14 protein-coding genes and 1 tRNA gene are annotated in these 12,922 nt (G+C 43.0%); 11 read left to right on the forward strand and 4 right to left on the reverse strand.

The window, feature by feature from the left end:
* The first annotated feature begins 14 nt into the window (after nt 1–14).
* From B9Y69_RS05775 to B9Y69_RS05810, 8 genes are all read left to right on the forward strand, one after another.
* Nucleotides 15–569, forward strand: a complete 555-nt coding sequence (locus B9Y69_RS05775) for a NifU family protein (RefSeq protein ID WP_085472082.1) — start codon at nt 15–17, stop codon at nt 567–569.
* A gap of 136 nt (nt 570–705) precedes the next feature.
* A complete protein-coding gene (locus tag B9Y69_RS05780; RefSeq protein ID WP_085472083.1) occupies nt 706–1,554 on the forward strand; it encodes a transketolase in 849 nt (282 codons plus the stop codon).
* Nucleotides 1,555–1,575: 21 nt separating this feature from the next.
* Nucleotides 1,576–2,529, forward strand: coding sequence for a transketolase family protein (locus tag B9Y69_RS05785; protein WP_085472084.1), 954 nt, complete (start codon nt 1,576–1,578; stop codon nt 2,527–2,529).
* A gap of 14 nt (nt 2,530–2,543) precedes the next feature.
* Nucleotides 2,544–3,089, forward strand: a complete 546-nt coding sequence (locus B9Y69_RS05790) for an RNA polymerase sigma factor (protein ID WP_085472085.1) — start codon at nt 2,544–2,546, stop codon at nt 3,087–3,089.
* Nucleotides 3,090–3,124: 35 nt separating this feature from the next.
* Nucleotides 3,125–3,946 (forward strand): hypothetical protein, encoded by an 822-nt coding sequence (locus B9Y69_RS05795; protein WP_085472086.1) that lies wholly within the window; start codon nt 3,125–3,127, stop codon nt 3,944–3,946.
* Nucleotides 3,946–4,371 (forward strand): hypothetical protein, encoded by a 426-nt coding sequence (locus tag B9Y69_RS05800; RefSeq protein WP_085472087.1) that lies wholly within the window; start codon nt 3,946–3,948, stop codon nt 4,369–4,371. Before B9Y69_RS05795 ends, B9Y69_RS05800 begins: the two co-directional genes overlap by 1 nt.
* Before the next feature lie 67 nt (nt 4,372–4,438).
* Nucleotides 4,439–5,626 carry an aspartate aminotransferase family protein gene (locus tag B9Y69_RS05805; RefSeq protein ID WP_085472088.1) on the forward strand — a complete coding sequence of 396 codons (1,188 nt, stop codon included), beginning with the start codon at nt 4,439–4,441 and terminating at the stop codon, nt 5,624–5,626.
* A 38-nt stretch (nt 5,627–5,664) separates the two neighbouring features.
* The gene (locus B9Y69_RS05810; protein ID WP_085472089.1) at nt 5,665–6,414 is read left to right on the forward strand and encodes an SGNH/GDSL hydrolase family protein; all 750 of its coding nucleotides are present in this window, start codon (nt 5,665–5,667) and stop codon (nt 6,412–6,414) included.
* Nucleotides 6,415–6,556: 142 nt separating this feature from the next.
* Here B9Y69_RS05810 and B9Y69_RS05815 read toward each other — a convergent pair whose 3' ends face one another.
* The gene (locus B9Y69_RS05815; protein ID WP_085472090.1) at nt 6,557–7,741 is read right to left on the reverse strand and encodes a class I SAM-dependent rRNA methyltransferase; all 1,185 of its coding nucleotides are present in this window, start codon (nt 7,739–7,741) and stop codon (nt 6,557–6,559) included.
* A gap of 241 nt (nt 7,742–7,982) precedes the next feature.
* A tRNA-Leu gene (locus B9Y69_RS05820) sits at nt 7,983–8,064 on the reverse strand.
* A gap of 245 nt (nt 8,065–8,309) precedes the next feature.
* Here B9Y69_RS05820 and B9Y69_RS05825 point away from each other — a divergent pair.
* A complete protein-coding gene (locus B9Y69_RS05825; protein WP_134430804.1) occupies nt 8,310–8,525 on the forward strand; it encodes a hypothetical protein in 216 nt (71 codons plus the stop codon).
* Nucleotides 8,519–8,899 (forward strand): type II toxin-antitoxin system VapC family toxin, encoded by a 381-nt coding sequence (locus B9Y69_RS05830; protein WP_085472092.1) that lies wholly within the window; start codon nt 8,519–8,521, stop codon nt 8,897–8,899. Before B9Y69_RS05825 ends, B9Y69_RS05830 begins: the two co-directional genes overlap by 7 nt.
* Nucleotides 8,900–8,921: 22 nt before the next feature.
* Here the strand turns inward: B9Y69_RS05830 and map are convergent, their stop codons facing one another.
* The gene (map, locus tag B9Y69_RS05835) at nt 8,922–9,683 is read right to left on the reverse strand and encodes a type I methionyl aminopeptidase (protein ID WP_085472093.1); all 762 of its coding nucleotides are present in this window, start codon (nt 9,681–9,683) and stop codon (nt 8,922–8,924) included.
* 110 nt (nt 9,684–9,793) lie between these two features.
* Between map and B9Y69_RS05840 the strand changes: the two genes are divergently transcribed.
* Nucleotides 9,794–10,618, forward strand: coding sequence for an AraC family transcriptional regulator (locus B9Y69_RS05840; RefSeq protein WP_085472094.1), 825 nt, complete (start codon nt 9,794–9,796; stop codon nt 10,616–10,618).
* 85 nt (nt 10,619–10,703) lie between these two features.
* Here the strand turns inward: B9Y69_RS05840 and B9Y69_RS05845 are convergent, their stop codons facing one another.
* On the reverse strand, nt 10,704–12,743 hold the full coding sequence (locus tag B9Y69_RS05845) for a heavy metal translocating P-type ATPase (RefSeq protein WP_085472095.1): 2,040 nt from the start codon (nt 12,741–12,743) through the stop codon (nt 10,704–10,706).
* Nucleotides 12,744–12,922 lie beyond the last annotated feature (179 nt).

Below are 12,922 nucleotides of genomic sequence, written 5' to 3' on the forward strand. Positions count from 1 at the left end.
TATTACAGCAAAATATGGCAACTATTAACGTATATACAGAAACAACACCGAACCCTTCAACCATGAAGTTCCTTGTTAACAAATTGTTGATAAACGGCAGTTTGGATTACCCAACCAAGGAAAAAGCACAAGAATCTGAATTCGCAAGAGAGCTTTTCAAGTTCAATTTTGTGAATGGGGTCTTCTTTGCGAGCAACTTCGTTACGGTTACCAAGACCGATGAAACGGATTGGTCCGACATTGAACCGCTCTTAAAAGATTTCGTTAAAGGTGCCGTAGAATCTGAATTAGCGGTTAAACCAGTAGAGCACGACGAGGATGTTGCATTCGAAGGAACGGAAACAGAAATCAAAATACAACAGGTATTACATGATTACGTACGTCCAGCAGTAGAGCAAGATGGCGGTGCTATTGCATACAAATCTTTTGAAAACGGTATTGTAACGGTAGAGCTACGCGGTTCATGCAGTGGATGCCCGTCTTCTACCATCACCCTTAAAGCAGGCATTGAAGGCTTGCTAAAACGTATGGTACCTGAGGTAGAAGAGGTTGTTGCTGAAGCCATGTAAGGAAACCCAAAAACATACAAAATATCAGAGAGCCGCAACGAAAATGTTGCGGCTCTTTTTTATTCAATTTTATCCCCCCTACTCTGTTAAAAATCATTAACTTTACCTCCAAAATAATAGAAACATTATATTTAAAATGAGTGCAGATATAAACAAACTTGAACAGATTGCATCACAAGTAAGACGTGATATCGTACGTATGGTACACGCTTGCCAATCTGGTCACCCTGGTGGTTCATTAGGTTGTACGGATTATTTCGTAGCCTTGTATTTTCATGCGATGAAGCACGATCCTTCTTTCAACATGGATGGTATCGGCGAAGATTTATTCTTCCTTTCTAATGGTCACATTTCACCTGTTTTCTACAGTACTTTAGCTAGAGCGGGTTACTTTCCGGTGAGCGAGCTTGCGACATTCAGAAAGATCAACTCTCGTCTTCAAGGTCACCCGACAACACACGAACACCTTCCGGGAATCCGTGTCGCTTCAGGTTCTTTAGGCCAAGGCCTTTCGGTAGCGCTTGGTGCTGCTCAAGCAAAAAAACTAAACAACGACAACAGCTTGGTTTATGTTTTAATGGGCGATGGCGAGTTGCAAGAAGGACAGGTATGGGAAGCAGCAATGTATGCACCTCATAATAAAATGGATAATATTATTGCCGCTGTAGACTACAACAGAGCGCAGATCGATGGTTCCACCGACCAAGTTTTATCATTGGGCGACTTACGCGCTAAATGGGAAGCTTTTGGCTGGGAAGTATTGGATGTCCTGAAAGGAAATGACATGGCTTCTGTCGTGGAAGGAATTGACACAGCGAAATCCCTAACCGGTAAAGGCAAACCTATTATCATCTTACTACATACGGAGATGGGTAATGGTGTAGACTTCATGATGGGTTCACATAAATGGCACGGTGTTGCACCAAATGATGAACAATTAGAGACAGCATTGAACCAGTTACCAAGAACGTTGGGCGATTATTAAAATAGATTTTAGATTAAGAAAATGAAAAAGTATACATATACGGAGTCAAAAGATACACGCTCAGGTTTCGGTGCGGGTTTATTGGAAGCCGGAAAACAAAACGAAAATGTTGTCGCTTTATGTGCGGACTTAATTGGTTCGTTAAAGATGAACGACTTTATCAATGCTTTTCCGGAGCGTTTTTTCCAAATTGGTATTGCTGAAGCCAACATGATGGGTATTGCTGCTGGTCTTACCATTGGTGGTAAAATTCCTTTCACTGGAACATTTGCGAACTTCTCAACAGGTCGTGTTTACGATCAGATCCGTCAGTCTATCGCTTATTCAGATAAGAACGTAAAGATCTGTGCTTCGCATGCTGGCTTAACGTTAGGTGAAGACGGTGCGACACACCAAATCTTAGAAGATATCGGTTTGATGAAAATGCTTCCAGGCATGACGGTAATCAACCCTTGTGATTTCAACCAAACCAAAGCAGCAACTATTGCTTTGGCAAACCACGAAGGTCCAGCGTACCTACGCTTTGGCCGTCCGGTTGTTCCTAACTTCACGCCTGCCGATCAGAAGTTTGAAATCGGTAAAGCAGTCATGTTAAATGAAGGTACAGATGTAACCATCATTGCAACAGGTCATTTAGTATGGGAAGCGATCCAAGCGGGTGAAGAGCTGGAAAAACTAGGTATCAATGCCGAAGTAATAAATATCCATACCATCAAACCTTTGGACGAAGAAGCTGTTTTAAAATCAGTGACAAAAACGGGATGTGTAGTAACGGCAGAAGAGCATAACCGTTTAGGCGGATTGGGTGATAGCGTAGCACAATTGTTAGCGACTAAACTTCCAGCTCCACAAGAGTTTGTTGCGGTTAATGACAGCTTCGGTGAGTCAGGTACACCAGCACAATTGATGGAGAAATACGGCTTAAATGCAACATCTATCGTAGCTGCTGCTCGCAAAGTAATCACTAGAAAATAATTTTTTTTGCGCAAATGGAAGACGCCTTAATCATATCAAAATTTGCTGATGAGCAAACACGCGAAGAGGCATTCGGCTATTTACTAAAAAAATATCAACAAAAAATATACTGGCACGTCCGTCGCATGGTTATTGACCATGACGACGCCGACGATGTCGTTCAGGATGTGTTTATCAAGGTGTGGAGAAACCTCGGGAAATTCCGGGAAGATTCACAACTATACACGTGGTTATATCGTATTGCGACCAACGAGTGTATCACCTTTCTGAACAAGAAAAAACAAAAGCAGAACGTGTCGTTGGATGACGACAGTTCTGCTTATCTTGCTGACACCCTAACGGAAGGCAGCTATTTTAACGGCGATGCAGCGCAAATGAAACTGCAACAAGCACTACTAACCTTACCTGAAAAACAACGATTGGTCTTCAATATGAAATATTTTGAAGATCTGAAGTACGAAGAGATTTCAGATATTCTAGGGACCAGTGTCGGAGCTTTGAAAGCATCTTATCATCTTGCTGTCAAAAAAATAGAGAACTTTTTTGTTACACACGATTAAACCTTTACGGGTTTCGGGCATCTATATAAGATACTATGAAAGAGAACAACACATATCATGATGACATGGAAGATCTAAATCTTCCTGATGTAATGCGTGTGAATCCTTTCGCTGTTCCTCTAGAATACTTCGCTGATTTATCCCAAAAGATCAATAGTCAAGTACAACTAGAGAAACTGCGCGATGGGGCAGCTTCTTCTTTCACGGTTCCCGAAAACTACTTTCAAAACCTAGAGCAACAAATCCTGTCCACAGTAAAGCTTGACAAACAAATTGGGTCTCACACATCGGATGGCTTTAGTGTCCCTGAAGATTATTTCGACACCCTTTCTGCCAGCATACGTGTACAAGTCAAATTCGACAACTTACTTCCTGCGGAGTCCTTTACCGTTCCTACAGGGTATTTTGACGAGCTTGAAAACAACATCCATGGCCAGGTACGAGAAGCTGCTTTACGGGATCGTGTCCAAGAAACAGGGTTTTCGATGCCGAACGGTTATCTTGAAAACTTAACAAAAGAAATAAAGGCCAAAACCAGTGCACCACAGGTAACAACACCTGTGCGTCGTTTGAATTTTCAGAAATGGGTTCAATATGCTGCGGCAGCCTGTGTCGCAACGGTACTCGGTGTAACCTCGTACCAAGCCATTGTTACGGAAGATCCGCAGACAGTAGCTGCACAAGCGCCTTTACAGCAAGTATCCGATGCGGAGATATTGAACTATCTCGCATATTCAATGGACAGTAATGACCTTATGTATGTTATGAAATCTATCTATCAACCAAAAGATGAAGAAGAAATTGGCAAAAATGTAGATAAGGATGATATAGAAGACTATTTAAAATACATGTTGTAATGTGGAGTATTAAGTATTTATTGACAATAATTTGTGCAGGTTTCCTTTCTTTACAAGCGGTGCATGCACAGTCACCGAATTCAAAGAGATTTGCCGCTATTGAAAACGAGAAAATAGCTTACATCACGAAAGAAATGAACCTAAGCCAAGCAGAGGCGCAAAAATTCTTTCCGATCTACAATCAGTATAATAAAGAGATGTGGGAAATTAAATCGGCAAGAAGAGAGGGAGCCGCTGCCCCGAGGGGAGTGAACTCATTAGCTGCAGGACGAAGAGACGTTATTTCATATGATTCGCAAGAAGTAGACCTCAAGAAACAATATCGAAAACGCTTCGCCGATGTAATCGGTCAGTCCCGAGCTTCGCAATTCTTCGAGATAGAACAAAATTTCACTGAAATTCTCATCAAGAGAATACAAAAGTAATTACAGGGGTTGTTTTCAACCCCTTTTTATTTTTCTATACGTAACTTTGTACCTTTCCAGTACGATCATGATAAGCAATAGAGAATTATTCTTACAGAATACAGCACAAACATCCAATTCACCGCGATTGTTTGAAATTGTTAAAGCCGAGGGCGTTTACCTATATGGCCCGAAAGGCGAGAAATATATGGACTTGGTATCTGGTTTTAATGTAAGCAACATTGGCCATCGCCATCCTAAAGTAATAGCCGCGATTCAGGAACAACTAGAACGCTATCTACATGTAACTGTGTATGGTGAATTTGTTCAAGCACCACAGGTTCAGTTTGCTACCAACCTTTTGGCAACCCTACCAGATAACTTTCAATCGGTTTATTTAACGAACAGTGGCGCAGAGGCGGTGGAAGGATCCATGAAGATTGCTAAAAAGTTCACGGGACGCCGACAGATTATCGCCGCAAACCATGCCTACCACGGCAGTACGCAAGGTGCCTTAAGCCTTATTGGCAACAAGGCTTATCACGAAGCGTATGCCCCGCTCCTGCCGGAAATAGATTTCATCGACTTCAATGATGAAGCTGCATTAGCTTCAATTACCACCGATACAGCAGCCGTAATCGTCGAAGCGATACAAGGTGAGGCTGGTGTCCGCGTTCCTAGCGCGTCTTATATGCAAGCGTTACGCGCGCGTTGTGATGAAACGGGCACGCTCTTAATATTTGACGAAATCCAAACGGGCTTCGGGCGCACAGGAAAGATGTTTGCATTCGAGCATTTTGGAATCGTACCCGATATCCTGATGTTAGCTAAAGGTATTGGTGGTGGTATGCCATTGGGTGCCTTTGTCGCACGCAAGGAGATTATGGATGTCATTAAGGATAATCCAATGCTGGGCCATATCACAACATTTGGAGGACATCCTGTCAGCTGCGCTGCAGCACAAGCTTCCTTACAGGTAATTCAAGAAGAGAAGCTCCTAGAAACGGTACAAGAGAAAGCTGATCTTTTCCGATCTCTGCTGCAGACCCCAAAGATTAAGGAAATTCGTGGTCTCGGCTTGATGATGTGCCTACAGTTGGAAACATTTGATCAAGTATATGCCGTAAGTTCATACTGCGCCGAACAAGGGCTGATGATCGACTGGTACTTACATTGTGAAACAGCACTCCGCGTCGCACCGCCTCTAACGATATCGATCGCCGAAATTCAAGACGCTTGTAAAATAATCAATGAAGCGATTGAAAAGTTCTGTTAAAAAGGTTACTTTTATTTCTTCATAAACCTACTTAAACCATGGAAACTAGAAGAAATTTTATAACCAAAGGACTCCTCACCCTCGGTGGTGCCGCATTGGCCCCTGGCTTGGTACGGGCATCCGACACGAATGCACTGGCACCTAAGATCAGTATCCAGAAAGATGATATTATTCTATTTCAGGGGGACTCTATTACCGATGCAGGCCGTAACCGTGAACAATTAAATCCAAATACGGCAAATGGCTTTGGAAGTGGCTACGCCATGATTGCTGCAGGAACGCTGCTCAATAAATTTGCTGATAAGAACATCAAAGTCTATAACCGAGGTATTAGCGGCAATCGTGTACCAGACTTACAAGAACGTTGGCAACGCGACACGATTGACTTACAACCCACCGTCTTAAGTATTATGATTGGTGTAAATGACTTCTGGCGCACAAAAGACAAAGGTGCAATAAACACACCAGCATTATATAAGGGACAATACCAACAGCTTTTAGAGGGTACGCTATCGAAGCTCCCTCATGTACGGCTGATTATAGCGGAACCGTTTGGTGTCAAAAATGTAAAATATGTAACAGACGATTGGTATCCTGATTTCTTGGGTTATCAACAAGCGGCGAAAGAGGTTGCAAAAGAATTTAATGCGGTATTTCTACCGTATCAGCAGGTATTCGATCAAGCCGGAAAACGAGGTGCTGGAGATATCTGGACCACGGACGGCGTGCATACAACCATGGCAGGCGCCAACCTAATGGCTCAAGCTTGGCTCGACCTTGTTAAATAGGGGTTAAGAAGTTAATTAATCCTTATTTCGACGTCATTGCGAACCTGAGGGACGAAGGGGGGGCAATCTTGACTAGATAGATAAACAAAAACTGCCCCGTCACTTCTCACTTGACGGGGCAGTTCCTTTTAATAGGCAATCGCTACACTACGCGGACCAACAAACCTTTCAAGTACTCCCCTTCTGGAAAGGAAGCACGAACAGGATGGTCTTCCGGTTGCGTGAACTGACGTATATATTGAATTTCTTTGCCAGCATCCAAGGCTGCCCAAGCAATAACTTGTTTAAAGGTTTCGATATCCATCGCGCCCGAGCAAGAGAATGTAGCCAACAGACCACCGCTCTCTAAGAGCATCAATCCTCTTCTATTTAAGTCTTTATATGCTCTTGAAGCTTTATCAAGCGCGGATCGGGATGGCGCATATTTTGGCGGGTCTAATACGATAACATCAAATTTCTCCCCTTCTTCTCCCAGCTGACGTAAATATTTATTTACATCCGATTGAACAGCCTTATATGTGTTGGTATCAAAGCTATTAACTTCAACATTCCTTTTTAATGTTTCAATCGCTAATGCCGAGCTATCCACAGCAACGACAGAAGCAGCACCTGCCCGTAAAGCATTTAATGTAAAACCTCCGGAATAGCTAAAACAGTCCAATACTCGCTTTCCTTTCACATACTGTGCCGTCAAGGCTCTATTCTCACGTTGATCGCAATAAAAGCCAGACTTCTGTCCTTCCACAATATTGATCTGATATTGGATACCGTTCTCAATAACATCCACAAACTCAGGTGGTACTTCGCCGTAGGCAACACCATTTGTATCCTGCAGACCTTCATGCTCACGCGATTTCAGATCACTGCGTTCATAGATTCCACGTGGTTTCAAGAGCGTTGCCAATTCGTCTACAATCCATTCCTTGACACGCTCTACAGCAGCAGCATGTACCTGGATAGAGATAAAATCGGCATACTTATCAGCTATAAGTCCGGGGATAAAATCGGCTTCAGCAAAGATAAGCCGACACGTATCGTTTGATTCATTCAATAGGTGTTTCCGCTGTGCCACAGCCCGACGAACGCGATCGCGCCACCAACTCTCATCAATATGCTTATCGGGATGCCATTCCAACAAACGTACCGCGACGCGAGACAGTCCACTGTAAACGCCATATGCAATAAATTCATTATCGATATTAAATACTTCTACAACTTCACCGTTGGTAGGCGAACCTTGAATATGCTTGATTGCACCCGAAAACACCCATGGGTGCAGTTGCCAGGCGGCTTTGTCTTTTCCTTTGTGCAGGATAATTTTATTCATCGATGCAAAAATAAAGCATAGCTCGGAAAAATCGATTTATTTTTTTTCCTTTCGTTGTTACAGGGGCAGATAGCAGACCAAGAAATATGGAGGAACAGGAGCAAATTTCCCTTAAAAGATCATTATATTCTTATTCAAAAGGGACTACGAAGGATCCCATAATAAGTCTATGTGCACGTTGTCCTCTTGTTGAGGCAAGGACAATAAAAAAAGCCTCTTACTTTCGTAAAGAGGCTTTTAGTACCCAGCGCCGGAGTCGAACCGGCACATCCGAAGATATTGGTGTTTGAGACCAACGCGTCTACCAATTCCGCCAGCTGGGCAAGCTGTTTCTTTTGATAACGATGCAAATATAGGGCTTGTTTCAGTTTTTCCAAAACATATTTGTAATGTTTTTACAAAGTTGCTGGTTTTTAGCGTATTTATTTTTCAGCAGGCCTCTTTTTCTGCTGTGAGAAGCACTTTTTAATTAAAATTCCATCTCCTTAAACCCCATTCGCGACGGTCAAGATTATAGGCTCTCCGGCAGTAAGCAGCATATACGAAAATAATTCGTAACTTCATGATTATGGATAAGTTAATACTAAACATACCAAAGAAGAAAAGCACACTCATAAAAAAATTCTTAAATGATCAAGGTATATCCTATTCTAAAGAAGATGAATTCAACAGCAATAAGTATAAACAAAAACTCAAGAAAATCAGCACTTGGTCTAAGCAAGATTTGGAGATTCTAAAAAAAGTGAGTGGAACAATTACTGGTATAAAGATACCAAAATGGTAATTGACACGAGCCTATTCATAGAACATCTTCGAATCTCCAATAAAACAGCTTCTACATTATACCGTATTTCAAATACACAGCAACTTTTTATTTCTTCTGTTTCTCTGTACGAGCTTTACATGGGAGCCACAACTAAAGAGAAACAAAATGATCTTAAACTTTTGACTGAGGATCTCCCTGTACTCTCATTCTCAAAAGAAATCGCTTTAAAAGCTGCTGAGATTTATCACAAACTAAGGCGCAGTAATGAAATGATTGAATTTAGAGATATTTTTATTGCAGCAACCTGCGTTGTCTACAAAATCCCCATTGCAACACTCAACAAAAAGCATTTCACTAGAATACCACATCTTAAAATCGTTAGCGATATCTAACCCTGACAAATAATCAAAACTGCTAAATCCCATTCGCGACGGTCAAGATTATAGGCTCTCCGGCAGTAACCAACAAGGTATGCTCGTGCTGCGCCACAAAACCGCCCTTATTACCACTGAACCCCCATCCGTCCGCTGACGTTTTCGTCAAAGTCGATACCGTAGAAATAAACGTCTCGATCGCCACCACGGAATCTTTGCGAAAGCGGCGTTTCCGATCATCACGGTCGTAATAGTTCATAATAGCGTCGGGCTCCTCATGCAAGCTACGCCCTACACCATGCCCACCTAAATCACGGATAACGGTGTAACCCGCCTGCTTAGCTCCCTTTTCAATCCGCCCTCCGAGATCACATATAAGCATCCCGCCTCGAATCTGTCCAATAGCGTCTAACAATATACTTCTGGAAGTATCCACCAAATGTTGTAGGCCTTGCGTATCATCACCCACAATAAACGAACACCCGTTATCCGCCCAGAAGCCATTCAACTCTGCTGATACATCGATATTGATAATATCTCCATTCTTAAGCTTCACCTGATCCGAAGGAATCCCATGCGCAAACTCACCATTAACGCTGATACAAGTAAAGCCTGGAAAGCCATACGTTTCGAACGGTGCGGACTTTGCACCATACGCCAGCAACAACTGCTTCCCATAATCATCGATTTCTTTCGTTGACCTACCGACCTCCGTATAGTCCCGCATCTGCCTTAATGTATGCGCAACAGCCTCACTCACCTGCCGCATGCCCAACAGCTCCGCTTCTGTTTTAATAATCATGTCATTATCCTCCTATATAACAAAGCTAAGCTTATTTAAAAGAGGTACATAGTAAATATTAGACAGCGGGTAAACATCCCTTTCGTCGACAATTGTCGTACCTTTGTGTCATGCCCATTAACTATCTGCAAAAAATACAACAAGCGGAATTTAACGATACAGGATACCGAATCAGTCCATCACCAGAACTGACCTCCATCATCGAGGGCTTTTATGTGTTCAAAAAAGAAGCAGTACAACAACGACACCTCATTTTCAATGATGGTTTCCCAGCGATTGTATTTCTCCCAAAATACCGAGATACGGCATCTGTAATTGCAGCAAACAGCACAACGCACATTCAAGGAGCCTGGGTTAATGGGGGAGCCATTAAAAACACATATGTCGAATACAACCATATCGACCAACTCTTTATTGTACGCTTTCACCCCAAAGCCTTTTACCAGTTGTTTACGATCAATACACAATATTTTCGGCACCAGGCAGTCGTCCCCTTTGAACACCTCGCACAGAAGAATGGTTTCGCGGTACAAGACTTTTTCACGTGCAACACGATAAAAGAAAAAACCATCTTTATCGAAAACCATATCAGACACGTCGTAAAGGAGCCACAAAGCCAGGATGAGTTACGAGCAACATTAATGTATATGCAACGGGCACAGGGAACAGATACGGTCTCGACCCTCATCAGAAATACTGGCGTAAATTATAAATGGCTCGAGCGCTTCTTTATAAAGAACATAGGGCTTCTACCAAAAGAATACATCCAAATGCACCGGTTCCTAGAAGCCCACCGCATATTGACTAGCTCCGGTACGCCCAACCTGATGAATGTAGCTGTTTCAACCGGGTACTACGATGCCAACCATTTCCTCAAAGACTTCAAACTATATACCGGAAAGACCCCCTTGGCATATCACCGATTGTATATGTAGGAAACCACAAACGTAACCTATCTCCTATATAAAAAATCCCCCAAGGACAGATTGTCCTCGGGGGATTTTAATGACAAGTCTGTCGTTAGAATTTCATCCGTTGAATACGTACAGCATTTAAGATTGCTAATAGTGCAACCCCGACATCCGCAAAAACCGCCTCCCACATGGTTGCCAGACCACCGGCACCCAAGACCAAAACAATCGCCTTTACAACGAATGCCATGGTAATATTTTGCCAAACAATCTGTTTCGTACGTTTACCAATATTGATGGCTACAGGTATCCGACTTGGCTTATCATCTTGAATCACCACATCGGCCGTCTCTATCGTGGCGTCACTTCCTAGACCACCCATCGCAATCCCCACATCACTTAAAGCCACCACAGGCGCATCGTTTACGCCATCGCCGACGAAAGCAACTTTAGCCCCATCAGCCACTTTAATATCTTTAAAATAAGCTACCTTATCCTCGGGTAAAAGATCACCATAAGCATTATCAATCTCCAGCTGATCCGCTACATATTTTACCACCGTGCTCTTATCCCCACTCAACATGGTGGTCTGGACGCCCAAATCATGAAGTCGTTTAATCGTCTGTGCAGCGTCTTCTTTAATTTTATCAGCAATGGTTAAGTAACCTTGAAATAAACCATCATACGCCACCGCAATAGTCGTGTAAACAATAGAATTAGGGTCAACATCATAAGAAATATCAAACTTGTCCAGTAGTTTAAAATTCCCGACCAAGAGCTCCTTGTTCGCCACCAAGCCACGTAAACCGCGTCCCGCAACTTCTTCCACGCCAGAGACAACCACTTTCTCGCCCTCTTCACCTACATACTGATGAATTGCAGTCGCCACAGGGTGCGTACTGTACGATTCTATCGCGTCCACGTACCGCATCAGCGTTGCCTGGTCCATATGATTTTTGAAATGGATCTCCTGTACGGCAAATACACCCTCGGTCATAGTACCCGTCTTATCCATGACCACATGTTTAACACTCGCAAGCACATCGAGGAAATTACTTCCCTTCACCAGTACACCATTCTTACTGGCCGCCCCAATACCACCAAAATAACCTAGCGGAATAGAAATAACCAGCGCACACGGACAAGAGATCACCAGAAAGATCAAACCTCGGTACAACCAATCACGGAATTCATAATCCTGCACAAAAAGAGCGGGTAATAATGCGATCGCAATCGCCAGAAACACCACGATCGGTGTATATATATTCGCAAACTTAGAAATAAAAAGTTCGGTTGGCGCTTTCTGCGCAGTCGCATCCTCGACCAACTTTAGGATTTTACTCAGTTTACTATCTTCGTAAGCCGCTGTCACACGCACCTCAGACGCCGTATTCAGATTGATCATGCCCGCCAATACAGCCTCTCCTTCCTTCTTCGTGTCCGGCTTACTTTCTCCAGTCAACGCAGCCGTATTAAAAGAAGCTGAACTACTGATGAGTACGCCATCCAATGCTAATTTCTCACCCGGTTTAAGCAGGATGACATCATCAATGGTAACCTCCTCCGCTTTTATTACTTTCGTCGCTGCCCCTACACGGATAGTCGCTTCGTCCGGACGTTGATCTAAAAGCGCTTTAATATTGGCTTTTGCACGCGAAACGGAAAGGGTCTGAAAATTCTCTCCTACAGCATAGAAAAGCATGACAGCTACCGCCTCTGGGTACTCTGCAATGGCAAAGGCCCCTAGCGTCGCAATCCCCATCAAGAAAAATTCAGAGAAAAAGTTGCCTCTCAAGATACTTGTATAGGCATCCTTCAAGACGGGGAGACCCACCGGGACATAAGCAAGTACATACCAAATAAAACGAACCCATCCCGCAAACCAGTCCGGTTTTACCCAATGGTCTAATGCCAAAGCAGTCAATAATAAAACTAAACTGATGATCGCTGGTGTAAACAGTTTGACCAAACCGCCCTCAAGCTCATGGCTGTGGTCGTGATCATGGTCGTGCCCAGCGTGACTTTCGGCTTTTTTCTTCTTCGTTTTCGTATCCTTTATCAAATGACCTGCTCCGGCATTCATATATACTTTCTCGGTCTGACCACAGATTGCACAGGCGCCATTTTTCATTTCGTGTTGATGCTCCATAGACTAATTTATTTGCATAATATTAACAAACAACAAGTTAACATGTTCTTTACAATTTAACCTTTATTATCCTAAAAACCGAATTTTAGGAAGAAAATCACATCAAACCAATGTCAAAGATCATCAGTATCTCGTTCTGTCAAAACGCACAGGACAAAAAAATCCCCGACCAAATTGAT

Origin of the sequence: Sphingobacterium psychroaquaticum (genome assembly GCF_900177625.1) — a bacterium.
Lineage (GTDB): Bacteria > Bacteroidota > Bacteroidia > Sphingobacteriales > Sphingobacteriaceae > Sphingobacterium > Sphingobacterium psychroaquaticum.